General features: G+C 69.6%; 23 protein-coding genes. 14 read left to right on the top strand and 9 right to left on the bottom strand.

Annotation, left to right across the window (positions count from 1 at the left end; genetic code table 11):
* Positions 1 to 90 precede the first annotated feature (90 nt).
* The gene (locus NO889_RS10505; protein WP_256412200.1) at positions 91 to 555 is read left to right on the top strand and encodes an MGMT family protein; all 465 of its coding nucleotides are present in this window, start codon (positions 91 to 93) and stop codon (positions 553 to 555) included.
* Positions 556 to 599: 44 nt separating this feature from the next.
* On the opposite strand, the gene NO889_RS10500 is transcribed toward NO889_RS10505, so the two are convergent.
* The gene (locus NO889_RS10500) at positions 600 to 914 is read right to left on the bottom strand and encodes a DUF7999 family protein (protein ID WP_321169285.1); all 315 of its coding nucleotides are present in this window, start codon (positions 912 to 914) and stop codon (positions 600 to 602) included.
* 130 nt (positions 915 to 1044) lie between these two features.
* Here NO889_RS10500 and acs (NO889_RS10495) point away from each other — a divergent pair, with 130 nt between their 5' ends.
* The 7 genes from acs (NO889_RS10495) to NO889_RS10465 all read left to right on the top strand — a co-directional run bounded on the left by acs (NO889_RS10495) (position 1045) and on the right by NO889_RS10465 (position 10147).
* Positions 1045 to 3003, top strand: a complete 1959-nt coding sequence (gene acs / locus NO889_RS10495) for an acetate--CoA ligase (protein ID WP_256412199.1) — start codon at positions 1045 to 1047, stop codon at positions 3001 to 3003.
* Between the two features lie 168 nt (positions 3004 to 3171).
* On the top strand, positions 3172 to 4878 hold the full coding sequence (locus NO889_RS10490; protein ID WP_256412198.1) for a bacterio-opsin activator domain-containing protein: 1707 nt from the start codon (positions 3172 to 3174) through the stop codon (positions 4876 to 4878).
* Between the two features lie 103 nt (positions 4879 to 4981).
* Entirely contained in the window at positions 4982 to 6976 is a 1995-nt protein-coding gene (acs, locus tag NO889_RS10485; RefSeq protein WP_256412197.1) for an acetate--CoA ligase, read from the top strand.
* A 111-nt stretch (positions 6977 to 7087) separates the two neighbouring features.
* Positions 7088 to 7528 carry a DUF4212 domain-containing protein gene (locus tag NO889_RS10480; protein WP_256412196.1) on the top strand — a complete coding sequence of 147 codons (441 nt, stop codon included), beginning with the start codon at positions 7088 to 7090 and terminating at the stop codon, positions 7526 to 7528.
* Complete coding sequence (locus NO889_RS10475) at positions 7525 to 9279, top strand: VC_2705 family sodium/solute symporter (RefSeq protein ID WP_256412195.1); 1755 nt, start codon at positions 7525 to 7527, stop codon at positions 9277 to 9279. Before NO889_RS10480 ends, NO889_RS10475 begins: the two co-directional genes overlap by 4 nt.
* Before the next feature lie 3 nt (positions 9280 to 9282).
* A complete protein-coding gene (locus tag NO889_RS10470) occupies positions 9283 to 9744 on the top strand; it encodes a universal stress protein (RefSeq protein WP_256412194.1) in 462 nt (153 codons plus the stop codon).
* A gap of 145 nt (positions 9745 to 9889) precedes the next feature.
* Entirely contained in the window at positions 9890 to 10147 is a 258-nt protein-coding gene (locus NO889_RS10465; RefSeq protein WP_256412193.1) for a DUF8119 family protein, read from the top strand.
* Positions 10148 to 10163: 16 nt separating this feature from the next.
* On the opposite strand, the gene NO889_RS10460 is transcribed toward NO889_RS10465, so the two are convergent.
* Positions 10164 to 11612, bottom strand: coding sequence for an MATE family efflux transporter (locus NO889_RS10460; protein ID WP_256412223.1), 1449 nt, complete (start codon positions 11610 to 11612; stop codon positions 10164 to 10166).
* Between the two features lie 185 nt (positions 11613 to 11797).
* Between NO889_RS10460 and NO889_RS10455 the strand changes: the two genes are divergently transcribed.
* Both NO889_RS10455 and NO889_RS10450 read left to right on the top strand, forming a co-directional pair.
* Positions 11798 to 13258 (top strand): M20/M25/M40 family metallo-hydrolase, encoded by a 1461-nt coding sequence (locus NO889_RS10455; protein WP_256412192.1) that lies wholly within the window; start codon positions 11798 to 11800, stop codon positions 13256 to 13258.
* A gap of 113 nt (positions 13259 to 13371) precedes the next feature.
* Complete coding sequence (locus NO889_RS10450) at positions 13372 to 13566, top strand: cold-shock protein (protein ID WP_066415948.1); 195 nt, start codon at positions 13372 to 13374, stop codon at positions 13564 to 13566.
* A gap of 125 nt (positions 13567 to 13691) precedes the next feature.
* Here the strand turns inward: NO889_RS10450 and NO889_RS10445 are convergent, their stop codons facing one another.
* Positions 13692 to 14681 carry an oxidoreductase gene (locus NO889_RS10445; RefSeq protein WP_256412191.1) on the bottom strand — a complete coding sequence of 330 codons (990 nt, stop codon included), beginning with the start codon at positions 14679 to 14681 and terminating at the stop codon, positions 13692 to 13694.
* Between the two features lie 55 nt (positions 14682 to 14736).
* Positions 14737 to 15783: a hypothetical protein gene (locus tag NO889_RS10440; RefSeq protein ID WP_256412190.1), complete on the bottom strand. Its 1047-nt coding sequence runs from the start codon at positions 15781 to 15783 to the stop codon at positions 14737 to 14739.
* A gap of 263 nt (positions 15784 to 16046) precedes the next feature.
* On the opposite strand from NO889_RS10440, the gene NO889_RS10435 reads away from it, so the two are divergent.
* Complete coding sequence (locus tag NO889_RS10435; protein ID WP_256412189.1) at positions 16047 to 16640, top strand: DJ-1/PfpI family protein; 594 nt, start codon at positions 16047 to 16049, stop codon at positions 16638 to 16640.
* Between the two features lie 36 nt (positions 16641 to 16676).
* On the top strand, positions 16677 to 17390 hold the full coding sequence (locus tag NO889_RS10430) for a type 1 glutamine amidotransferase (protein WP_256412188.1): 714 nt from the start codon (positions 16677 to 16679) through the stop codon (positions 17388 to 17390).
* 109 nt (positions 17391 to 17499) lie between these two features.
* Here NO889_RS10430 and NO889_RS10425 read toward each other — a convergent pair whose 3' ends face one another.
* The 5 genes from NO889_RS10425 to NO889_RS10405 all read right to left on the bottom strand — a co-directional run bounded on the left by NO889_RS10425 (position 17500) and on the right by NO889_RS10405 (position 21529).
* Positions 17500 to 17931 carry a thiol-disulfide oxidoreductase DCC family protein gene (locus NO889_RS10425; protein WP_256412187.1) on the bottom strand — a complete coding sequence of 144 codons (432 nt, stop codon included), beginning with the start codon at positions 17929 to 17931 and terminating at the stop codon, positions 17500 to 17502.
* Between the two features lies 1 nt (position 17932).
* On the bottom strand, positions 17933 to 18634 hold the full coding sequence (locus NO889_RS10420) for a YqjF family protein (RefSeq protein WP_256412186.1): 702 nt from the start codon (positions 18632 to 18634) through the stop codon (positions 17933 to 17935).
* 94 nt (positions 18635 to 18728) lie between these two features.
* Positions 18729 to 19673 (bottom strand): agmatinase, encoded by a 945-nt coding sequence (speB, locus tag NO889_RS10415; RefSeq protein ID WP_303653118.1) that lies wholly within the window; start codon positions 19671 to 19673, stop codon positions 18729 to 18731.
* Between the two features lie 520 nt (positions 19674 to 20193).
* Positions 20194 to 20997: a creatininase family protein gene (locus tag NO889_RS10410; protein ID WP_256412184.1), complete on the bottom strand. Its 804-nt coding sequence runs from the start codon at positions 20995 to 20997 to the stop codon at positions 20194 to 20196.
* A 64-nt stretch (positions 20998 to 21061) separates the two neighbouring features.
* Positions 21062 to 21529 (bottom strand): desampylase, encoded by a 468-nt coding sequence (locus NO889_RS10405; protein WP_256412183.1) that lies wholly within the window; start codon positions 21527 to 21529, stop codon positions 21062 to 21064.
* A gap of 138 nt (positions 21530 to 21667) precedes the next feature.
* On the opposite strand from NO889_RS10405, the gene NO889_RS10400 reads away from it, so the two are divergent.
* Together NO889_RS10400 and NO889_RS10395 are read left to right on the top strand one after the other, a co-directional pair.
* Positions 21668 to 24145, top strand: coding sequence for a DNA topoisomerase VI subunit B (locus NO889_RS10400; protein WP_256412182.1), 2478 nt, complete (start codon positions 21668 to 21670; stop codon positions 24143 to 24145).
* The gene (locus NO889_RS10395; protein WP_256412181.1) at positions 24142 to 25227 is read left to right on the top strand and encodes a DNA topoisomerase IV subunit A; all 1086 of its coding nucleotides are present in this window, start codon (positions 24142 to 24144) and stop codon (positions 25225 to 25227) included. Before NO889_RS10400 ends, NO889_RS10395 begins: the two co-directional genes overlap by 4 nt.
* The last annotated feature ends 30 nt before the right edge of the window (positions 25228 to 25257 follow it).

Genomic DNA, 25257 nt, shown 5'->3' with positions numbered 1-25257 from the left:
TTGCGGGGGCGGGGTCATTGACGGCGAGGACGCCCTCCGCCCGACCGGTCCCTCGGTCGGTTTATCAATCGCGGGGACACACCGGGGCGTATGGCCACGAGCGGTACTTCCGGCGTCTTCGCGCGCGAGTACGATGCGATCGGGCGGGCGGTCGAGGTCGGCTTCGCCGGCGGGCGAGTGATCGCGGTGTCGTTCCCGGAGAAGGTCCCGGACGACGCGGACGGCGACCACGACGTCCTCGACCGGGTGGGAGCGTACCTCCGGGGCGACCGGGAGACGCTCGGCGACGTCGAGGTGGGGCTCACCGTCCCCACCGACCGGCGGCGCGTCCTCGACGCCCTCCGCGAGGTGCCGTACGGGGAGTCGGCGTCGGTGAGCCGGCTCACGCGGCTGGCCGGACTCGACGACGACGACGCCGAGGACCTCGATCTGGTGACGGGGGCCCTGCGCGAGAACCCGATCCCCCTCTTTCTCCCGGACCACCGCGTGGAGGGCGGCCCGTACGCGACACCCGCGGACGTCCGCGAGTCGCTTCGGCGCGTCGAGGGACTGTAGTTCCAACGCGCCGAGGGATCCGAATCCGCCGCGAAGGCGTCTCCTCAACACCCGACGGCCGGATCCGCCTCCTCCCCCTCGGCGACCCGATCCGTCTCCTCCCCGTTGAGGACTGAGTCACCGCGCTCGCCGCCGGCCGGCTCCGCCTCCTCCGCGCACCAGGCGTTCCCCCGGCGGCCGACCCGGCGTAGAGCGAGCCGGACCACGTCACCGGGCTCCACCGCGTCGAGGAGCGTCTCCAGCTCCTCGCCGTCGCACTCGACCACGTGGTACGTACCGTTCCGGTCGGCGTCCCGGACGGTCATCGCGTCGTGGTCGTTCTGTGCCCTAACGACGACGTATCTATCGCTCCGTGCCATCACGTGTTAACATGCTCAACTTCCGGCAATAAATGTTGGGGACGAAAGCAAACGGGATACACGAGCGGGTCGAGGGGCGCCCGGCGAGCGGTCGGACAAAGTATACGGTCCTCCGGTCTGGAGTACACCCATGGACGACGCCGGGGCCGACGGCCGGCACGCGGGGGGCGCGTCCGGCGACGAGGAGGCCATCGATCCGCCGGAGGCGTTCCGCGAGTCGGCCGCCGTCGCCGATCCGGACGTGTACGACTCGTTCGCGGCCGACTGGCCCGACGCGTGGCGGGCGGCCGCCGACCTCCTCGAGTGGGACCGCTACCCCGAGACGGTGCTCGACGACGACGATCCGCCCTTCTACGAGTGGTTCCCCGACGGCCGGCTCAACGCCGCGGCCAACTGCCTCGACCGGCACCTCGCGGACCGGCGCAACCAGCTCGCGATCCGGTGGTTCGGCAAGCGCGGCGAACGACGGTCGTACACCTACGCGGACCTCCACCGCGAGGTGAACGCCGCCGCGGCGGGCCTGCGGGAGCTGGGCGTCGGCGAGGGCGACGTGGTCACGATCTACCTCCCGATGATCCCGGAGCTGCCGGTCGCGATGCTGGCGTGCGCCCGTATCGGCGCGCCGCACAACGTCGTCTTCGCCGGGCTCTCCGCGGAGGCGCTCGCGACGCGGATCGACGCCGCCGACTCGGCGTACCTGATCACCTGCGACGGCTACTACCGCCGGGAGGACGCCTTCAACCAGAAGTCGCGCGCCGACAACGCCCGGATCCGGGCCGACGCCGACCTCGAGGCGACGGTCGTCGTCGACCGTCTCGGCGACGCCCTCGAGACGCCGCTCGCCGCGGACGAGCACGACTACGGGTCGCTGGTCGACGCCCACGAGGGCGAGACGGTCGAGCCGGTCGCCCGCGACGCGACCGACCTGCTGTTCGTGATGTACACCTCGGGGACCACCGGCCGGCCGAAGGGCGTCGAGCACGCCACCGGCGGCTACCTCGCGCACGTCGCGTGGACGACCCGGAACGTCCTCGACGTGCGCCCCGACGACACCTACTGGTGTGCCGCCGACATCGGCTGGATCACGGGCCACTCCTACGGGGTGTACGGGCCGCTCGCGACGGGGACGACGACGGTCCTCTACGAGGGGTCGCCCGACTACCCCGATCGCGACCGCGTGTGGGACCTGATCGAGCGCAACGCGGTCAGCGTCTTCTACACCTCCCCCACCGCGATCCGCTCGTTCATGAAGTGGGGCGCGGAGTACCCCGCCGCCCACGACCTCTCGTCGATCCGCCTTCTCGGGACCGTCGGCGAGTCGATCACGCCGAAGGCGTGGCGGTGGTACCGCGAGCACGTCGGCGGGGGCGACGCGCCCGTCGTCGACACCTGGTGGCAGACGGAGACGGGCGCGATCGCGCTCGCGACGCTGCCGGGCGTCACGCCGATGAAGCCCGGCAAGGTCGGCCCGCCGCTGCCGGGAATCGACGCCCGCGTCGTCGACCGCGACGGCGACCCCGTCGAGCCGGGCGAGACGGGCTACCTCGCGATCGCGTCGCCGTGGCCCGGCATGCTCCGCGGGCTGCGCGAGGGCGAGGAGCGCTATCGACGGGAGTACTGGGTCGAGGGCGAGGACGGCTGGCGCTACCGTACCGGCGACGGCGCGAGCGTCGACGAGGACGGCTACGTGACGATCCTGGGTCGCGTCGACGACGTGATCAACGTCCGGGCCCACCGGTTCAACACCGCCGAGCTGGAGTCCGTGATCGTCGCCGTCGACGGCGTCACCGAGGCGGCGGTCGTCGGCGACGACGACGGCGGGGTCGTGGCGTACGTGACCACCCGTGGCGACGTCGATCCCGACCCCGATCTGCGGGAGGCGATCGCGGCGGAGGTCGCCGGCGTCGTCGCCGAGGTGGCCCGCCCCGACCGGATCGTCTTCACTCCCGAACTCCCGAAGACCCGCTCGGGGAAGATCATGCGCCGGCTGCTGGAGGACATCGCCCGCGGCGAGGAGTTCGGCGACGTGAGCGCGCTGCGAAACCCCGAGGTCGTCGGGGAGATCGAATCGACCGTCCGCCGCGAATGAGTTTCGCGTTCGATCCGAAATCCGAAACGTCTTACGAGCCAAACGGCCGAGAATGAGGGGACGGTCGACCGGGTCGGGCCGATTCCGCGGGCAAGGTGAGTCCGTTCCGCCGAAGCCGGCGGTTCATCACAAGAATTACGTTTCGGGTTTTTGAACGAATACGAAACGATGGGCGAGGCTCTCCCCGCCGGCTCGTACGACGCGCTCGTGACGGCAGCGGAGACGTACCGCGCCGCGATCGTCGTCCGGCTGGCGGGGGAAGCTGGCCTCCGGACCGCCGAGATCCCGCGCGTTCGGCCGTGTGACCTCGGCGAGTCGCCGGCTGCTCGGGAGACGTTCCTCCTCGCGGTGCCGGCGGCGGAGGGGTCCGCGGAGCCGGGGACCGCGGAAACGGGAGCCGCGACGCCGGCCGACGACGTCCCGATCGATCGCGAGACGGTCGTGCCGGCGTCGCTCGCGGCTGACCTCCGCCGATACGCGGAGAGCGAGGGCCTCGAGCCCGACGACCCGTTCGTCGGCGTCTCGCCCCGTCGCGTCCAGATGTTGGTGGCCGAGACCGCGGAGCGGGCGCGGAAGCGTCGCGACGACCCGACGCTGTCGTCGGTCACGCCGCGGACCCTCCGAGGGACCTTCGCCCGGCGGCTCCTCGTCGATCGCGGCGTCGGCCCGCACGTCGTCCGCGAAGCCGGCGGCTGGGAGACGATGGACGCGCTCGACGCGCATCTCGATCCGCTCGACGGCGACGCCATCGCCGCGGCCGTCGCCGACGAGGGACGCGGTCCCTCGGAGTCCGCCGTCGGCGAGGACGACGACCGCGAGGAGACCGATCGCGACGGCGACTCCGCCGACTCGACGCTCTCGCTCGTGAGCGCGTTCGAGGCGGTGGCCGAGGCTCCGGGGCGGGAGGCCGCCTTCGGGACGGTCGTCGATCGGATCGTCGAGACCGATCGGTGGCGGGAGGCGCGGATCCGGCGGTCGTCGGCCGCCGGGGGGCTGGAGGAACCGGAGGGGGCCGTCGAGGACGACCGCTGGCTCTCGGTCGCGATCGGTCATCGGGAGACGACACACGGAACGCTGTGGCTCCTCCCGGACGGCGCGCCGGCGCGCCCGGCGGAGCGCCGCGAGGCCGAGGCGCTCGGCCGCTGTCTCGGCCTGACGGTCACGGCCGGGCGCTGGCGGGACCTGCTCCACTCCGACGCGGTCATCGAGGTCGAGTTCCACACCGCGGCGGCGGCCGCGTTCCTCGCGTCCACGAGCGCCGCGCTCGACTGTCGGATCGAGCTCGAGTCGACGGTCGCGGTGTCGGAGTCGACCTCGCGGTGGTACCTCTCCGTGACCGGAGCGGGTCCGCAGGCGGTCGCGGACGCGGTCGACGCCGCGGACGGCGTCTCCGAGCTTCGCGTGATCGAGACGCGCGAGGACGGCTGTGCGGTGTCGGCCCGAGCGACCGGCGGGTCGATCGTCCGCGCGCTCACGGGGCACGGCGCGACCGTCCGGGAGGCGATCGCCGAGGAGGGTCGCGTGCGGGTCGTCGCCGACCTCCCGGACGGGACCGACGTGCGGCCGATCGCCGACGACCTCCGGGAGGCGTTCCCCGACGCGCGGCTCGTGAGCAAGGAGTCGGTCGCGCGCTCGCCCCGGACCGAGTCGGCGGTACACGAGGAGGTGGTCGACCGGCTCACCGACCGCCAGTGGGCGACGCTGTCCGCGGCGTACCACAGCGGCTACTTCGACTGGCCGCGCGGCAGCACGGCCGAGGAGGTCGCGGACGCGATGGACGTCTCCTCGCCGACGTTCCACAATCACCTCCGGAAGGCGGAGCGGGCCCTGCTCGAGACGCTCTTCGAGGAGCGTGACGCACGGGATCGCCCGTGAACGATCGCGATATCGACGCGCCGATCCCGACCGTATCCTTCACGATTTTTCCTATTTAGCGTGGTTGTTTATGTAGGGGTGTTCGGTGTATACGATCGTATCCATGACAGAGGACGACGGACAACTGGAAGCACGGCTACAGGAACAGGAGGTGTTCGAGCCGTCCGACTCCTTCGTATCGGGGGCCAACGTGAGCGATCCCGATATCTACGAGGAGTTCGAGGAGAACTGGCCGGAGTGTTGGGAGGGCGCGGCCGGCCTCCTCGATTGGGAGACGGAGTACGACCGCGTGCTCGACGACGACGACCCACCGTTCTACGAGTGGTTCACGGACGGGGAGCTGAACGCCTCGGCGAACTGCCTCGACCGACACCTCGACGAGCGCGGCGACGAGGCCGCCATCGAGTGGGTCGGCGAGCCGGTCGACGAGGAGGACCGCACGTACACCTACGAGGAGCTCCACCGCGAGGTCAACGAGTTCGCGGCCGCGCTGCGGGAGCTGGGCGTCGAGGAGGACGACGTCGTCACGATGTACATGCCGATGATCCCGGAGCTGCCGGTCGCGATGCTGGCGTGCGCACGCATCGGCGCACCCCACAGCGTCGTCTTCGCGGGGTTCTCCGCGGAGGCGCTCGCGACGCGGATGAACTCGGCGGACTCGGAGTACCTCGTCACGTGTGATGGCTACTACCGTCGTGGCGACCCGCTCGACCACCTCGAGAAGGCCAACGAGGGACTCGCGGACGTCGATCACGGGACGACGACCGTCGTCGTCGATCGGCTCGGCTCCAACGACGACGACTTCGGCCACGACCTCGGGGACGATCAGGTCGATTACGGCGCGCTCGTCGAAGCGCACGCCGGCGCCGAGGTCGAGCCCGTGACGCGGGACGCCGAGGACATGCTCTTTTTGATGTACACCTCCGGGACGACCGGCAAGCCGAAGGGGGTGAAACACACGACGGGCGGCTACCTCTCGTGGGTCTCGTGGACCTCGCAGGCGGTCCTCGACATCAAGCCCGAGGACACCTACTTCTGTTCGGCCGACATCGGCTGGATCACGGGTCACTCTTATATCGTGTACGGGCCGCTCGCGCTCGGCACGACGACGATGATGTACGAGGGGACGCCGGATCACCCCGATCGCGACCGCCTCTGGGAGATAATCGAGGAGTACGAGGCGACTCAGCTGTACACCGCGCCGACGGCGATCCGCGCGTTCATGAAGTGGGGCACGGAGTACCCCGACCGCCACGACCTCTCGAGCCTTCGGCTGCTCGGGACCGTCGGCGAGCCGATCAACCCCCGCGCGTGGAAGTGGTACTACAAGCACATCGGCGACGAGGAGTGTCCGGTCGTCGACACTTGGTGGCAGACCGAGACCGGCGGGATGATGATCACTACGCTCCCTGGCGTCAAGGACATGAAACCCGGCTCCGCCGGGCCGCCGCTCCCCGGCCTCGACGTGAAGATCCTCGACACGGCGGGCGAGGAGATCGAGCCCGGCCAGGCCGGCTACCTCACCGTCCAGAAGCCGTGGCCGGGGATGCTCCGGACGCTGTACAACAACGACGAGCGGTTCATCCAGGAGTACTGGGCGGAGTACTCCGACACGGACTCGAATGACTCCGAGGACTGGGTGTACTTCCCCGAGGACGGCGCGAAGATCGACGAGGACGGCTACATCACGGTTCTCGGCCGCGTCGACGACGTGATCAACGTCTCCGGCCACCGGCTCGGGACGATGGAGATCGAGTCGGCGATCGTCGGCGTCGAGGGCGTCGCCGAGGCCGCCGTCGTCGGCGGCAACCACGAGATCAAGGGCGAGGCCGTCTACGCGTACGTGATCACGGAGGACGGCTACGAGGGGAACGACGACCTCCGCGAGCGGATCGTCGCGGGCGTCGAGGACGCGATCGGCCCGATCGCCCGTCCCGAGCGGATCGTGTTCAGCCCCGACCTCCCGAAGACCCGGTCCGGGAAGATCATGCGACGCCTGCTCGAAAACATCGCCGACGGCGAGGCGATCGGCAACACCAGCACGCTTCGTAACCCCGAGATCGTCGAGGAGATCCAAGCGAAGGCGAGCGACGACTGAGCGCCCTCCCCGGTCCGGGTCGGACGTACCGGACCGGTTCGCGATCGAGACTCACCGACGACCGATCACCGATTCACGACGACCATCCGCGGAGACCGAACGGACCACGTCATGACAGACAACGACACGCACGATCGAGCGAACGCGGCCGAGACGGACGGCGGCGTCGCGACCGGAGCCGCACAGGCACATCAGGAAACCGACTACCTCGGCTCGGAGGTGAACATCCTCGACCCGAGCACGCCGTACATGCGCGATCACCTCCGCATCGTCTGGACGGGATTCGCCGTGTGGGTCCTCGCGATCTGGGGGCCCGTGACGCTGACGCGGATCGCTCCCGGCCCGATGACGAGCCAGATTCCGATCTTGGGGTTCCCGCTCCACTACTTCCTCGTCGCGTTCGGCGCCCCGACCAGCGCGCTGATCCTCTCGTTCTGGTACTCGCGCAAGCGGGACGCGCTCGACGAGAAGTACGGCATCGATCACGGCACCCCCACGGAGACTGAGCGCGGTGCAGAGGTCGCGGCGGCAGACGGAGGGTCCGACGAATGACGGGCGGATCGGTTCTCCTACAGGAGTCCCTCCTCCCGGAGGCGCTCGACATCTCGTTCAAGCTGGGGCCGGCGATCCTCGTGATCGGGATGCTGGGACTGTTCCTCACGATCGGCTTCGTCTTCCGCGTCGCCGACACCGACGACATGTGGGTCGCCGGCCGGTCCATCGGGAACGTCGAGAACGGGATGGCGATCGGGGCGAACTGGATGTCGGCCGCCTCCTACCTCGGCATGGCGGCGTCGATCGCGCTCGCGGGGTTCTACGGGCTCGTGTTCGTCGTCGGCTGGACGACGGGGTACTTCATCCTGCTCATCTTCCTCGCCGCGCAGTTGCGCCGGTTCGGGAAGTACACGGCTCCGGACTTCGTCGGCGATCGATTCAACTCCGACACCGCGCGCGCCATCGCGGCGGTGACGACGTTCCTCATCGGCTTCGTCTACGCCATCGGCCAGGCGAAGGGGATGGCGCTCGTCGGCCTGTACATCTTCGGCGATTACGGGGGGCTCATCCCCGGTCTGGACGGGTACCAGGTGATGGTCGTCGCGATGATGGTCGTCACCGTCGGCTACCTGACGCTGTCCGGCATGCTGGGCGCGACGAAGAACCAGGCGGTCCAGTACGTCATCCTCATCCTGGCGTTCGTCGTCGGCCTGTTCGTCGTCGGCTACACGAACGGCTACTCGACGGTGCTGCCCCAGCTCGAGTACGGAATGCTGATCAGCGAGCTCGGCAGCGAGTTCTCCGAGCCGTTCGCCTCGTCGAGCTACTACCTCTGGGTCGCGACGACGTTCTCGCTCATCGTCGGCACCTGCGGGCTCCCGCACGTGCTCGTCCGGTTCTACACGGTCGAAAGCGAGCGGACGGCCCGCTGGTCGACCGTCTGGGGGCTCTTTTTCATCTGTATCCTCTACTGGAGCGCCCCGGCGTTCGCGGCGTTCGGTACCGACCTCTACAGCCAGAACGTCGGGGCGACGTACGGTGACCCCGGAATGTCGAGCGCGGCCAGCGAGGTCATCGTCGTGCTGGCGGCGCAGCTGTCGGGGCTGCCGGACTGGTTCGTCGGCATCGTCGCCGCGGGCGGTATCGCGGCGGCCATCGCGACGGTCGCCGGGCTGTTCATCGCCGGCTCGTCGGCGATCAGCCACGACATCTACACGAACATCATCAACGAGGACGCGACGCAGCGCCAGCAGATCCTCGTCGGCCGCCTCTCGATCGTCGCGCTGGGCGCGTTGACCACGCTGGCCGCGCTCGATCCCGCGTCGTCGATCGCGGCGCTCGTGGGATACGCGTTCTCGCTCGCCGGCTCCGTCCTGTTCCCGATGTTCTTCCTCGGCATGTGGTGGGAGAACGCCAACCGGCAGGGAGCGCTCGCCGGCATGACGACCGGGCTGACCCTCTGGTCGATCCCGATGTTCAACCAGATCGTGCCGACCTACATCGGCTCGCTCGAGGCGCCGCTGTCGGCGGGGCTGGCGACGTGGATGCCCGCGATCGGCTCGGCGCTGATCACGCTTCCGGTCGTGTTCGCGGTCACCATCGTCGTCTCGATGGCGACCGACGAGCCGTCGATCGAAACGAAGCGGATCGTCCGGCAGTGTCACAGCCCCGAGCCGATGGGCCAACAGGAGACCGCCGAGGACGTCGTCGCCGACGGCGGCGAGGAGGTGGCGACCGACGGTGGCCGAACAGTGGACGACGCGACCGCCGACGCGGACCGCGCTGACGACGCGGCCACGGAGGAGTGATCCATGTACGAACGCATCCTCATTCCCACGGACGGAAGCGACGTCGCGGAGGCCGCCGTCGACCACGCGCTCGACCTCGCGGAGAAGTACGACGCCGAGGTCCACGCGCTGTACGTGGTCGACATCGACTCCGTGAACTACAGCCTCGGAACCGAGCAGGTCGACCGGCTCAAACAGGGCCGGTTCGACGAGATGGAGGAGCTGAAAGAGCGGGCGGACGAGGCGACCGGCGTGGTCGCCGGACGTGGAGCCGACCGCGGCGTTACCGTCGTCGAACACGTCTCCGGCGGCCGCCCGCACAAGGTGATCGCAGACTACGCCGAGGACAACGGGATGGACCTCGTCGTTATGGGGAGCCACGGCCGCGCCGGGGTCCGGCGCGCGCTCCTCGGCAGCGTCACCGAACGCACCCTGCGCTCGACGCACGTCCCCGTCCTCGTCGTCGACTACCTCGAGGAGGACTGAAACCGCGACCGGGGCGGATCTCGCCCCGCGTCCGGGCGTCGATCCGTTTCTCGTCGCCGACGAGTTTCCCGCCGCCGACGCGTTTCCCGCCGCCGACGCGTTTCGCTTCCGGAACACCGACGTACCCCGACCGACACGCTCACCCATGACAGGAACCGACCCGATCGACGACCCGGACGAGGAGAGCCTCGTCGACCGCCTCAGATCGCACGCCAGCGAGAACCGGACCGGCATGTTCCAGGACCTCGTGTTCGCGGTCGCGTGGGTGACGGCCGTCTCGCTGCTGTTCGATCACGTCTTCGTCGGGGCACCGCAGTGGGCGTTCTACCTGGCGATGATCGGCGGCATACCGGCGTACTTCGGCTTCCTCGCGTCGCTCGCGATCGCGAAACGGGGCCAGTGAGTCCTCGATCCCCCGATCAGTCGTCGCCGGGCTCGACGACCGGCTCGTCGGGCGAGCCGTCTATCACGCCCTCCGTCCACGTTCCCCGCCGGAACCACGCCGCGCCGAGGAGGAACGAGACGACAGCGGCCGTCGTGTACGCCCACCAGAGCCCCTCGACGCCCCAGCCGAGTCCCGTGTAGCCGAGGTCGATCGCGGGGACGGCGAGGGGGCCGACCGCGAACCCGCCGAGGGTGACGCTTACGGTCCCGAACGCCAACAGCGCGGCGACCGGGATCCGGAGGATCCACCGCGAGAGCAGCGACAGCGCCATCGCGGCCTTGGTGTGGCCCGCACCGCGGAACCCGCCCTGGATCACCATCAGCCCGCCGAAGAAGGTCCACGAGAGCGCGACGATGCGCAGGAAGCCGATACCCTCCGTGATCGTCGCCGGGTCGTCGACGAAGACGCCCATCGCGACGCCGGGGAAGGTCCAGACGAGGCCGCCGGCGACCGCGAGCAGTCCCATCGTTCCCGCGGTGGCCGCGCGTGCGACGGCGGCCGCGCGTTCGGGGGTTCGCGCGCCGAGGTTCTGTCCCACGCCGGTCGCGGTCGCCTGCCCGACCGCGCCGGCGACGCCCCACGAGATCGACATCAGCCGGACGCCGATGCCGTACGCCGCGGTGGCCGCCGGGCCGAACCGCGCGACGAGCGCCGCCATCGCGACCGCCGCGAACGACCGGGCCCACCCGTCGAGCGTCCCCGGATACCCCACGTCGATCAGCTTCCGGAGGACTTCCGGGTTCGGGAGGAGGTCCCGGACGTACAGCTTCACGCCCCAGTCGCCGCGGATCAGGATCCAGATCCCGATGGCGGTCGCGAACAGGCGGGCGATGAACGTCGCGATCGCGGCCCCGCGGGTGCCCAGGGCGGGGACCGGCCCCCAGCCGAGGATGAAGACGGGGTCGATGACGATGTTGAGCGCGGCGGAGATGGCGACGAGCCACATCGCGGTTCGGGTGTCGCCCGCGCCCTGAAGTGACGCCCGGAACGCGAAGAAGAGGAACGTGAGCGGCAGCGTGAGGAAGATCACCTCGATGTACGCGAGCGACTCCGTGAACACCGCGTCGCGCGCGCCGATCCAGTAGAGCAGCCGGTGGCGCGCCGCGAAGCCGACGAGCGCTAAGACGACGGAGACGGCGACCGCCAGCAACACGGTCTGGCCGACGATCTCGTCGGCCCGGCGGTCCTCGCCCGCGCCGACGTGTTGGGAGACCAACGCGATCGTCGCGGCGGTGAGGCCCATCGCGGTGGAGACGAACAGCCACGACAGGGGGAACATGAGCGAGACGGCGGCGACGGCGTCGGTGCTCACGCGCCCCACCCAGAACATGTCCGCGAGGTTGTACAGCGTCTGGAGGAGGTTGCCGAGCACCAGCGGCCACGCGAGGTCGAACAGCTTCGGGGAGATGGCGCCCGTCGTCATGTCGACCCTGGCGTCGTCGTTTCCCACGGGGATCCCGTCCGGAGCCAGGGCCCCTCCGGACCTAATCTTTCGGGAGGCGGCGGTAAGCGAGGCCGAGGGAGCGTAGCGACCGAGGCCTCGCTTACCTCCCGGAGACGGGTGCCGCGACCACAAGGACGAGGGCCCGCCCTCCCGTCGGGGCCGATATGGACGAGAACCGTGCGGACGGCGGGGAATCGAGCGCGGACGACGCGCTCGCGGCGGCGGTGGACGAACGGGTCGAGACGTATCGCGAACGCCTCTTCGAACTGCTCTCACAGCCCAGCGTCTCGACGACTGGCGAGGGGATGGACGTCGCCGCCGATCTCGTGGTCGACGTCCTCGAGAGCTCCGGGCTCGACGCTGGGCGGATCGAGACGGATCGGTATCCGGTCGTCTACGCGGAGCGGGGCCCCGGCGACGAGGGACGTGACGGCGACGGAGAGGAGGCGATCGACGGTGACGACGCGCCGACGGTCCTGTTTTACGGCCACTACGACGTTCAGCCGCCGGGCGACGTGGACGCGTGGGAGTCGCCCGCGTTCGAGCCGACGATCCGCGACGGCTCCATCTACGCCCGCGGCGCGGGCGACAACAAGGGCCAGTTCGCGGCCCACGCCTTCGCGGTCGACGCCCTCCTCGCCGCCGACGCGTTCCCGGATGCCACGGTGAAGCTGCTCGTCGAGGGCGGCGAGGAGAGCGGGAGCGCCGGCCTCCGCGAGTACCTCGAGGGGCAGCCGGCCGAACTCGCCGACGTCGATCTCGTGTACGTCGCCGACGGGCCGCGCCACGCGGTCGCGGGCGACGACGGGGTTCGGAGGGGCGTGCCGACGCTGATGTACGGCAACCGCGGCGTGCTCTCGATACAGGTCGACCTGCGGACCGCGAACACGGACCTCCACTCCGGGAACTTCGGCGGTCCGGTGCCGAGCGCGACGAACCGGCTCGTCGAGGTCCTCGCGTCGATGCGCGCGGACGACGGCGACGGGATCGCCGTCGACGGGTTCCACGACGGAACCGCGATCACCGACGCGGACCGCGAGCTCGTGGCACGGATTCCGGACGACAGCGAGGCGATCCGCGAGGAGCTGGACGTCGACCGGTTCGTCACCGACGATCCCTACTACGAGCGGCTGTTGACCCGCCCGAGCATGACGGTGAACGGGCTCTCGGGCGGATACCAGGGCGAGGGGATGAAGACCGTCCTGCCGGCGACGGCGTCGGCGAAGCTCGACTTCCGGCTCGTCCCGAACCAGGACCCCGACGCGGTCTTCGAGGCGGTCAGCGCCCACCTCCGAGAGCGCGAGCCGCGGATCGAGGTGGCGAAACACGGCACCTTCCCGCCGATGAAGACGCCGGTGGACACGCCGATGGCTGAGCCGGTCCGGGAGGCCTTGGGGGCGGTGTGGGGCGAGGACGTGATCGAACTGCCCGTGTTGGGCGGAAGCCTGCCGGCCGCCTACTTCCGCGAGGTGGAGGCGCTGGCGGACGTGCCCGTGCTCGTCGTCCCGTACGCCAACCACGACCAGGGGAACCACTCGCCGAACGAGCATCTCGACGTCGACTGCTTCGAGAACGGGATCCGGACGAGCGCGCGGGTGATCAGGTCGCTCGGTCGAGACGCGTAGAGCGGATCGCCGCCCCCGGATCGGACGATACGGCCGTCGAGTCCGGTATGAACCGCGAATACCGTTTGAGACACCAAACACTTATTGTCCGGTTCCGCCTCTATACGGTCGCGATGGCGACAGGCAAGGTCGACTTCTTCAACGACACCGGCGGTTACGGATTCATCGAGACTGACGACGCTGACGAGGACGTGTTCTTCCACATGGAAGACGTCGGCGGCCCGGACCTCGAGGAAGGCCAGGAGGTAGAGTTCGACATCGAGGAGGCGGAGAAGGGTCCGCGCGCGAAGAACCTCACTCGACTGTAAGCGGCGGTACGACGACCGCTCGGACAGCCCGCGAAACGCGTCCTGCGTATATCACGCTCGCCAGCGGTTGCGCCGCCCGGTCGTCTGCGGTGCCGGCGGATTCGGGCGACGATCCCGGAACGGACTCAGACGTCGGCGGCGTCGTCCACGGCCTCGTTTTTCTCCCCGAACGGGAACGTCACGTCCGTCGCCTCGACGGAGTACTCCCAGAGCCGGCGGGCGTCCGCGCGGTCGTAGGAGGCGTCGTTCGACCGCCCGACCGTCGGGTGACCACGCATGTTCATGAATCCGCTCGGCTCGACGTACGCGCCCCCGTCGACGTCGGCGGTCGCGGCGTACAGCATCGGCTCCGCCCCGACCGCGGCGTCCTGGCCGAGCACGGCGTTCGCGAGCCGCATCCCGACCGTCAAGAGCGGGTTTCCGCTCTCGCGGGCGGTGCGCATCTGGAGGTCGGTGTCGGCGTATCCGGGGTGGCAGGCGACGCTTCGGACGCCGAGGATCCCGGCCGCGTCGATCCGGCGCTGGAGCTCGTAGGCGAAAAGCAGGTTCGCGAGCTTGCTCCGGCCGTACGCCCGCCACTTCCCGTACGACTCCTCCCAGTTGAGGTCGGCGAAGTCCATCTCGCCCTGCTCGTGGGCCCCCGACGACTGCGTCACGACGCGGGCGGCGTCGTCGACCCCGTCGGCCGCGAGAAGGAGGTCGAACAGCCGGCCGGTCAGCGCGAAGTGCCCCAGGTGGTTGACGCCGAACTGCGTCTCGAAGCCGTCCTCGGTCTCGCTCCGCGGGATCGCCATCACGCCGGCGTTGTTACAGAGCACGTCGACTCCGTCGTAGTCGGCGGCGAGCCCCTCGGCGAACGACCGGATCGAGTCGAGCGACGCCAGGTCGCACTCGCGGACGTCGAGGTCGGGATCGGGGTCGGTCGACGCCGCCGACTCCCGGACCGCCGCCGCCGCCCGTTCGCCGCGGTCGACGCTCCGACACGCCATCACGACGGTCGCGCCCTTCCGGGCGAACGCGCGCGTTCCCTCGAGACCGAGGCCGCTGTTGGCCCCGGTCACGACCACCGTCGTTCCCTCGAGGTCGGGCATGTCCGCGGGGGTCCAGTCGGTCATGGACGATCGAGGGGGGCCACGGAAAGAAACTTGTCGGCGAGATACCGGGAGGAAGTCAGACCGCCTCGAACTCCCGGATCGTCACGACCACCGCGTCCCTCGCGGGCACGTCGCGGACGGCGTAGCCGGTCGGATGGTGGGTCGGTTCGTCGTACGGGTACTCCTCCGGCTGCGGAACGGTGTCGTTCTCGGTTCCCGAGTGGTCGCGCAGGAATTCCCGCGTGATCATCGGTTCGATGAACGCCAGCCGGGGGACGTCCCCGAGATCGTCACCACCCTCGTCGACGCCCACGAACCCCTGGATGAGCGTGTTCGTGAACGCGTCGGGGTCGGCGTCGTCGTCCGGCCCGTCGGGAAGTTCCGGGGCGTCGCCCGGCGCGAGGTGCTCGCCCATGTCGGTGATGTAGCGCTCGTCGGCCAGCGGCGGCGGCGACCGGTTGTACCCCTCGGGGATCCTCTCGTCCGGAATCTCGTCGTACGGAGGCAGTTTCGGACCTTCGATCGGGTCTATCACGTCCGTCTCGAGCGTGTGGAAGTGGACGTCGAAGTGCGGCTTCGACCACGCCCCCTTCCCGCCGGGGTGTCCTTCGGGGTTCCAGTTGAGACCGAGGAAGGTGAACGGCGTCTCCTCGGCGTCCGGGAACGGGACGAAGAACTCGAGGGAGCTCCTGCGGTGGACCACGAGCGCCTCGCCGGCCTCGCCGTACTTGTCGTCGTACCCGTCGGTCTCGCCGTCGATGGCCGCGCCCAGATCGTCGGCGCTCGGCAGCCCGTCCAGCGCCGACCGATCGAACTCGACGCCGTGGTACTTCGGGTTCCCCGACGGCGTCTCCGTCGTGAAGGTGCGAACCTCGCCGTCGCCGAGACCGACGCTGTCGCCGTACTCGGTGGTTCCGTTCGGGGGAAATCCCTTCCCGCCGCCGGTGCCGTTTCCGTTTCCGCCGCCCTTTTCACCTGGGACGTTCCCCGAACGTCCCGGTTTCCCCGCGACCACGCCCGACCCCCCCACGAGGGCGGTTCCGGCGACCGTGGCGCGAACGAAGCTCCGCCGTCCGGTGGTTCGCTGTCGATCAGACGCGTCGTTCGTGCGGTCCTCGTTCATGGTCCCCCGTTGTCGGCCCGGTTGTGGACGCGTACCTAGTTACCGTACAACATACATCGATCTCCCGAAACCATATGAACGTATCGGATGAGAACATAGTTCATCGGTACGAAACGACCGGCGTCGGCGGCTTTCGTCGGTTTCGACCGCCCGGCGTCCCGTCTCGGCGTTCATACCCCGTTCGTCGGTGGCGGCGGCACGGCCGACATGCAGGATCGTTCGTTAAAGATTTATGATGGTACCCGACGTATCGTCGACGCACGATGACGAAGGATATCCTGATGATCGTCGGCGACTTCGGGGAGGACTACGAGATCATGGTTCCGTTCCAGACGCTCCAGGCGGTGGGCCACCGCGTCGACGCGGTGTGTCCGGACAAGGCGGCGGGCGACCGGATCAAGACGGCGATCCACGACTTCCGCGGGGATCAGACGTATCTCGAAGAGCGCGGCCACGACTTCGAGGTGACCGCCGCGATGGAGGAAATCGACCCCGCGGAGTACGACGCGCTCGTCGTTCCCGGCGGGCGCGCGCCGGAGTACCTCCGGACCCACGAGGAGGTGCTCGACGCGGTGAGACACTTCTTCGAGGCGGACAAGCCCGTTGCGGCGCTGTGTCACGGTCCGCAGATCCTCGCGGCCGCGGGCGTCCTCGGCGGCTACGAGATGACCGCCTACCCCGCGGTCCGTCCCGAGGTCGAGGCTGCGGGCTGCTCGTGGGTCGACGGCGTCGTCCGCGACGGCAACCTCGTCACGGGCCAGGCGTGGCCGGACCACCCCGAGTGGCTCGCGGAGTTCATGGACCTCCTCGGCGACGAGATAACGCACGGCGACCCCGCGGTGGCCGCGGACGACTGACGATTTAAGCCCCCGCGGCTCCGATACCCGACATCCATGAGCTCCACCCGCGCCGACTGCCCGAACCTGTTCGTCGTCCGAAACGAGCCGAACCCCGACCGGGAGTACCACTGCGACGCGCTGGCGTCGTGGTTCCCCGACGCCACGGAGGTGGACTTCGTCGCGGGCGAGCGCGTCCCGATAGAGGAGGCCGAGGGCGTCGTCCTCACCGGGAGCACCGCGGGCGTCTACGAGGCCGAGGACCGGCCGTGGATCGCCGAGGAGGAGAAATTCGTCCGCGAGCTCGTCGAGCGAAGGATCCCCACCCTCGGCGTCTGTTTCGGGCATCAGGTCGTGAACTCGGCGCTCGGCGGGACCGTCGAACGGGTCGACACGACCCACGCGCTCGTCGAGTCCGACCTGGGCCACGACCCGCTCTTCGACGGGGTCGCCCCGGTCGTCGTCGCCCTCCACGGCGACGCAGTCACCGAACTCGGCGACGGACTGGAAGTCATCGCGTCGGCCGATCATGCCCGGATATTCGGCACCCGCCACCGGACCGCGCCGCTGTGGACCGTCCAGTTTCATCCGGAGATCGACGCCGAACACCGCGAGGCGATCCGGGAGGCGGGCGACTGGGACGAGCGGGAGTTCTCCTTCGCGGACGTCACGCCGGGGCGCGTCTTCGAGAACTTCAAGCGGCTCGTGGCCGAGACGGATGAGGGCGGCGAGGTCGCCGAGACGGCCGGTGCGGTCGAGACCGCGGAGTGAGCGGCTACGGTACGCGGCGAGTTCGAGATTTTGCCCGCGGGAGGTTCGATCGAGGTGTTCTTTACGGAGAGTTGAGGAGAAAGCCTCGCGCTTCAGCGCGGGGAGGACGTCACGAGAGGAACCGGTCGCTCACGTCCTCGTCGGGGATCATACACTGATCCTTCCGCCCGAACCAGTCGTACCGGTTGTCCGCGACGAACTCGTACAGTCTGTCGCGGATCGGTCGCGGGATCGCCCGCCCGACCCCCGCGATCCGGTAGGGCCACCCGAGGATCTCCGCGATCCGGATCGCGGCCCCGGACTTGGTGTAGGTCGTCTCACCCTCCACGAGAACGAACGAGTCGAACTCCTCGGTGGGGAAGTCGTGACGCTCCAACAGCGCCTGCCCCGGCTCCGACTGGAGCGCGGCGTACTTCAGCCGCCCCTCGGGGTCCCGCGGGATCAGGAACTGGATGACCCCGTTACAGAGGTTACAGACGCCGTCGAACAGGACGACCGGCGTCTCGGGCGGGTCGGGGACGCTGTCGGGTTCCGCGGCCATTTCAGTTCACCTCCGCCGATCGCTCGCTCCGCGAGGCGGTGACGTCGACTCCGGGACTGTAGTAGCGCACGGGCTCCGCCTCGGGCCGCCGGAACCCGTTAGCACGGAGCAGCGTGTCCGTCCCGACGCTCGCCTCCGCGGGGTACAGCGTCCACGGATCGTGGCGCACGTCGGTGTGCCGGACCGACCCGTCGGGCGCCTCGGTGTAGAAGCGGTAGCGCTCGACGAGGAACTCGGCGAGCGGGTCGTCGTCGGCCGCGAACGGCTCGCCGGCCGGCCAGTAGCTCGCCTCGTACCGGGCGGGGCGGTCGCCGGGGTGTCGCCGGCGGCTCTCGAAGGCGACCCGGCCGTCGGTCCACGCGAGCGAGATCCGGGCGTAGTAGTAGGGGAGGTGGTGGAACAGCCGCGCGCCGGCGACGCTCGCGAGCCCCTGCGCGTCGAGGCTGAAGAAGTAGACGCTCGGCACGCCGTCGCGGGTGACGTACGTCCGGACGTTCACCTCCGGGAGCCGCACGCCGAGCGGGCGCGGGAGCCCCTTCGGGCGCACGTCGACGTTGGTGAAGGGGATCACGGAGAGCCACGCCGAGCCGTCGCGAACGTCGGGCTCGAATCCCTCGGGAAGGTGGTCGTCCAGCCGGTCCGCGTCGACCGGCCAGCTCTCGAACAGCAGGTGTCGCCACCCCATCTCCAACGGGAGAACCATGGTCGAACTCCGAGACGCGGGGAAAAATACCTTCGGCTCCGCCCCCGGCGGTCGGCGGTCGCTTTCACCTCCGCGATCGGCGCTCGACCCCGTCTCAGCGGGCGAACTTCCGCTCGAGGAACGTGACGAGGAGGTACGCGGCGAGCCGCTCCGTCCCCTCGGTCGCGTCGTACCGCGGCGCGACCTCCATCAGGTCGACGGCCCCGACCGCGTCGTGCGCGCCGAGTACCTCCATCGTCTCCAGCGCCTGTCCCGAGGTCAACCCGCCCGGACACGGGGTTCCCGTTCCGGGCGCGAACCCCGGATCGACGGCGTCGATATCGAAGGTGACGTACACCGCGTCGGTCTCTTGGGCGGCGGCCTCGACCGCGTCGGCGACGACGGGACCGATCCCGCGCTCCTCGACGTCGCGCATCGTGAACAGGTTCAGGCCGGTCTCCTCGGCGAACTCGAAGAAGTCGGGCGACTCGTAGCCGCGGATCCCGACCTGGCTGACCGAGTCGTAGTCGACGCCGGGGAGCTCAGCGATCCGGGCGGTGCTCGACCCGTGGAAGTCGGTGCCGAAGACGGGGCTCTCCGAGACCGTGTCGGTGTGGGCGTCGATCTGGACGAACCCCACGCGCTCGTGGTCGGCCCCCTCCAGGAAGCCGCGAAAGGCCGGGAACGTACAGTAGTGGTCGCCGCCGAGCATCACGGGGAACGCCCGCGCGGCGAGCGTCGCGGCGTGCGCGGTGACGCTCTCGGCGGTCGCCTCGTGGTCCATCGGGAAGACGGGGGCGTCGCCGACGTCCGCGACCGTGAACGCGTCGAAGTCGACCTGCTCGCCGGTCCGCATGTTCGTCAGCGCGCCCTTGTACTCGGAGAGGTACGCCCACCACGCGCTCGCCTCGCGGATCGTGCCGGGTCCGTACCGCGCGCCCGGCCGGTTGGAGACCGCGCCGTCGTAGGGGACGCCGAAGACCGCGACGTCGACGTCGTCGAGGTCGTCCGGGTCACGCGGCTCGCCCTTGAGGAACGTATCGAGCCCGGCGTACGCCATCTCGACGTCCGCACCGGGCGTCGACTCCCGGAACGCCGCGGTCCTGTTCGTCGGATCGGTCACGCGCCGCCCACCTCGCCCGTGGAGGGTTCGACGGCGCTCGCGTCGCCGTCGGCGTCGTTCGCGTCGACTTCTTCGATCGGATGGAATGTGTGTGTGGTCATTCGATGACTCGGAGACGATCGGCTCCGTTCGGTAGTGGCATCCTCCGGGAAGTAAAAGTACTCTCCCGACGTCGATGGCGACGGGAGCCCTCGACTCCGTTCGACCCTGCCCCGGCACGATCGTGTATCCCGCGGCGGTGACGGCCGATCCGTGCGAACAGCGAGCCGAGAGACGGTCCCTCGATCGACGTCAAGCCGGTCCCTCGATCGACGTCAAGCCGGTCGGTTCGGGGAGGTGGCGTCGACGCCGACGAGGCGAAGACCGCGAACCGCAGCCTCTCGATCCGAGTCGGTCGGCCGTTCTTCCCTTCGACGAGTCGCTCCGCGTCGGAGCCAGCCACGTCCCGCGAGGGCGCCTACGCGTTCCGCTCGTGGACCTCCCGAAGTAGCCTCTCCATCTCGTCGCCGAGTCGCTCGTAGATCTCCTCTCCCTTCTCCGGGGTGGCGAGCTCCGGCGCGCCGATCGCGCCGGTGTGTGAGTACTCCTCGAACTCGCGGTAGACGGCGAGCGGCCCGCCCTCGACGAGGTCCCGGATCCCGAGTTCGTACGGCTCGTCGAGCATCGAACCCTCGATCCGGTCCTCCTTGACGAGGTCGGGCCGCAGGTGTTGCATCAGCGACGTCTCGAACTCGCCGCCGTGTGCCATGCCGCCGAGTTCGCTCTCGCGGATCTCCGCGACGAAGCGGGCGGCGAGCGAGAAGTACGTCAGTCCGAGGACCTCCACGTCGTCGTGTTCCTCGCCGATCGTGCTGGTCGCGGCGGAGATCAGCGACCGGTTCCCGCCGTGGCCGTTCAACAACAGGAGCGCGTCGAAGCCGTTCTTGAGCGCGCTCGCCGCGACGTTCTCTATCGCCTCGAGCATCGCGTCGAAATCGAGCGTGATCGTTCCGCCGAAGGACATGTGGTGCGGCGAGAAGCCGGACCAGAACGGCGGCGTGACGAGGAGCGGCACGTCCGCCTCGACGCGTTCGGCGGCGAGGTGGGCCACGGCGTCGACGAGGATCGTGTCGGTCGCGACCGGCAGGTGGTGGCCGTGCTGTTCGACGCTCCCGATCGGAACGATCAGGATCGACCCGTCCGCGTCGGCGACGCTCTCGACCTCCTCGTACGTCTTGCTGGCCCAGTCGGACCGGGCGGTTCCGATGTGTTGAGACGCCATGCGCGACCCTTGCGCAACGGGCACTTATAGCATGCGGGAGCTCGTCTCGAGCCGCATCTCGCCGTCACTCGCCCGGTCGCCCGCTCCGAACGGCGACGACCTCCCGTTCGAACCCCTCGTCCGTTCCGCGCCACCGCCACGATCCGACGAACGGGTGGCCGTCCAGTGCGCAGACGGCGTAGGAGTACCCGACCCACGTCGCCCGCGCGACGTCCGTCTCGCTCGGCCGCGCCGGTCCCGCGGGGTGCGAGTGGTAGAAGCCGACCACCTCGCGCCCGTCGCTCTCGAGCGACTCGACGATCGCGACCGCCTCCTCGGGATCGATCCGGTACCGGGTCTCCGGCGTCTCCGCGACGTTCTCGGCGGGGCGGACCTCGGTGACGAGGCTCCGCTCGTGGTCGGCGTCGCGCTCGCGGTCGGTCTCGCGTTCGCCGACCCGTTTCCCCGCCAGCACGCCGCAGACCTCCGCGTCGTCGCCGCGGACCGCGTGGTCGACGACCGCGTCGTAGGCCCCGCGGGTGAACTCGATCACGGTCGGTATCACGACGGACCGGACGATAAACCTCTCCCCGCCGCGTTCGACCCGAGCGGTCCCGGATCGACCGGATCTCCACTTTCACCTCGCTGCCGGTTCGTTTTTATCCCCATCGGCGAAAGGTAGGGGCACCGAATGACGTCCTTCCAGTCGAGCCTCGGCGAGGACGAGGGGATCGCGGAGGAGCTGGCCGAGAGCCAGCGCGAGATCTCCATCGCCGAGTTCTTCGAGAAGAACAAACACATGCTCGGGTTCGACTCGGGCGCTCGCGGGCTCGTCACCGCCGTCAAGGAGGCGGTCGACAACGCCCTCGACGCGACCGAGGAGGCCGGGATCCTCCCCGACGTCTACGTCGAGATCACGGAGGTCGGCGACTACTACCGACTCGTGATCGAGGACAACGGACCGGGCATCACCAAAGAACAGCTCCCGAAGGTCTTCGGGAAACTCCTGTACGGCTCGCGGTTTCACAAGCGGGAGCAGAACCGCGGACAACAGGGGATCGGCATCTCGGCGGCGGTGCTCTACTCCCAGCTCACGTCCGGCCAGCCCGCGCGGATCACGTCGCGCCCGAAGGGGCAGTCGGAGGCGCAGTACTTCGAGCTGATCATCGACACCGACACGAACGAGCCCGAGATCAGCGTCGACGAGACCACCTCCTGGGACCGCCCGCACGGCACGCGGATCGAACTGGAGATGGAGGCGAACATGCGGGCGCGCTCGCAGCTCCACGACTACGTGAAACACACCGCGGTCGTCAACCCGCACGCCCGGATCGAGCTGCGGGAGCCGGGGCTCGAGGAGCCCTGGAAGTTCGAGCGCGCGACCGACGAGCTGCCGGCGGAGACCGAGGAGATCCGTCCGCACCCGCACGGCGTCGAGCTTGGCGCGCTCATCAAGATGCTGGAGGCGACGGAGTCGTACTCGGTCTCCGGGTTCCTCCAGGAGGAGTTCACGCGGGTCGGCAAGAAGACCGCCGACTCGGTCATCGACGCGTTCCGCGACCGGCACTTCGGCCGGGAGCTGTCCTGGTCGCCGCCGTCGGCCCGGTCGACGGTGGCGGGCGCGACGAACGACGACGTCGCGGACGCGGTCGAGGCGGCCGTCGCCAACAAGGGCGCGGCCGCGACGAGCGCCTTCGCGGAGGGGGTCGCGGAGACGGTGGCCGACAACGACCGCCTCTCCCGCTCGGAGCTCGAGACGATCGTCGGGAACGTCGCGGACGGCGTCGAGGACGACACCGGCCGCACGTTCGGCTCGACGGTCCGTGAGAACGCGACGGCGGCCGCGTGGCGGGTGATCGCCGGCGTCGGCGACGACGGCGCGGCCTCGAACGCCGCGGATCCGGACGATGCGGACGCCGCCGCCGACTCGCCGATCGTGGCCGACCTCTACGCGCTCGTCGACGGGGCCACCTCGACGCGGAAGGACGACGGGGCGGTCAGGGCGATGGCGGAGGCGCTCGCGTTCCGGATCGCGGATCTCGACGGCGACGCGTTCCGGATCGCCCGCGACGACCTCGACCGGCTCGTCGCGGACGCGGCGGGTTTCGTCGCCGACCAGCACGACGCGACGTTCGGCGAGACCGCCCGCGAGAACGTCGCCGAGGCGGTCTGGTCGCACGCGCGGACCGTCCCCGACGACCCGCCGAAGGTGCGGGCGGTGGCGGGGAACCGCGACGCTGCGGCCGACCTCCTCGAGGCGATGCGCGGCACGGACATCCTCGCGCCGCCGACGGACTGTCTCGCGCCGATCACGGCGGAACTCGTCGAGGCCGGGCTCCGCAAGGAGTACGACGCCGACTTCTACGCGGCGGCGACCCGCGACGCCGAGGTCCACGGCGGCGACCCGTTCATCGTCGAGGCCGGGATCGCCTACGGCGGGGAGATCCCCGCGGAGGGCTCCGTCGAGCTCCTGCGGTTCGCGAACCGGGTCCCGCTCGTCTACCAGCGCGGCGCGTGTGCGACCACCGACGTGATCCGCACCATCGGGTGGCGCAACTACGGGCTCGACCAGCCCGGCGGCTCGGGGATGCCCAACGGGCCGGCGGTGATATCGATCCACGTCGCGTCCACGAACGTCCCGTTCACGAGCGAGTCGAAGGACGCGATCGCGAACGTCCCCGCGATCGAAGACGAGATCGAGCTCGCGGTCCGGGAGGCGGCCCGCGAGCTGAAGTCGTACCTCAACAGACGGCGCTCGATGCAACAGCGCCGGGAGAAACGGGACGTTCTCGGCCGGATCCTCCCGGAGATGGCCGACAAGGTCTCGGAGGTGACCGGCCGGCCGCGGCCCGACATCGACGGCGCGCTGGCCCGTATCATGAACAACGTCAGCGTCGAGCGCGAACGCGAGGACGGCACGGTCCGGCTCGTCGTCGAGAACCACTCGGACGTGAACGAGGAGTTGGAGATCACGGACATCGTCTCGGCCGAGCCGACCGACCTCTCCGCGGGGACGGTCGTGGACATGGACGGCGAGTGGTTCGTCCAGTGGAAGCCCGAGGTGGCCTCGGGCGACGAGCGGGAACTGACATACAGCGTCGACGGCGACGCCGACTTCGAGATCAGTGTCGGCGGCGTCGAGACGGAGAAACTCACGGTGAACGAATGACGACGAACACGGACGCACGAGACCAGCTCATCGACCTGGCCGCCGACTTCTACGACCAGTTCGCGGCCGGGCGGATCCCGGAGATGGAGCTGCCGACCCGGACGAAAAGCAACATCGAGTACGACGAGGAGAGCGGGGTGTGGACGTACGGCGACCGCACGTCGGTCCGGAGCGCGAACTCCGTCAACGGCGCGCGCAAGCTGTTGAAGGCCGCCTTCACCATCGAGTTCCTCGCGGACCAGCTCGACGAGGACCGCTCCTCGACGCTGCGTGAGCTGTACTACCTCTCCGAGTCGTGGGACAACGACGAGGCGCAGTTCAACAGCCAGGACGAGTCGAACGACCTCGTCGAGGACCTCGAGATCGTCACGGGCGCGACCCGCGAGGACTTCCACATGCGTCCGGAGGAGTCGGGCGCGAAGGTGATGGGCCCGCTGCGGCTCCGCGAGCAGACCAACCGCGGCGACCGCGACATCCACTGCCAGCTCGACGTCGGGCAGGGCGGCTACCAGATCCCCAACAACCCGGACACCATCGAGTTCCTCGAGAACGACGCCGAGTTCGTCCTCTGCGTCGAGACCGGCGGGATGCGCGACCGGCTCGTCGAGAACGGCTTCGACGAGGCGTACGACGCGCTGATCGTCCACCTGGGCGGACAGCCGGCCCGCGCCACGCGCCGGCTGACGAAGCGCTTCCGCGACGAGCTCGATTTACCCGTGGTCGTCTTCACCGACGGCGACCCCTGGTCGTACCGGATCTTCGGCTCCGTCGCGTACGGGTCGATCAAGTCGGCGCACCTCTCGAAGTACCTCGCGACGCCGGAGGCGCGGTTCGTCGGGATCCAGCCGGCCGACATCGTGGAGTACGACCTCCCGTCGGACCCGCTCTCGGACTCCGACGTCAACGCCCTCGAGTCGGAGCTCGAGGACCCGCGGTTCCAGACGGACTACTGGGAGGAGCAGATCGAGCTCCAGCTCGACGTCGGCAAGAAGTCCGAACAGCAGTCGCTCGCGAGCCGCGGCCTCGACTTCGTCACCGAGACGTACCTCCCCGAGCGGCTCGAGGAGATGGGCGTGGCGTGACGCCGCCGAACGCAACCTTATAAGCCGCCG

This window comes from Halorubrum rubrum, assembly GCF_024494685.1.
GTDB classification, from domain to species: Archaea; Halobacteriota; Halobacteria; order Halobacteriales; family Haloferacaceae; genus Halorubrum; species Halorubrum rubrum.
The sequence above is the reverse complement of the archived record's forward strand: the minus strand, read 5'-3'. Positions and strand labels throughout refer to the sequence as shown.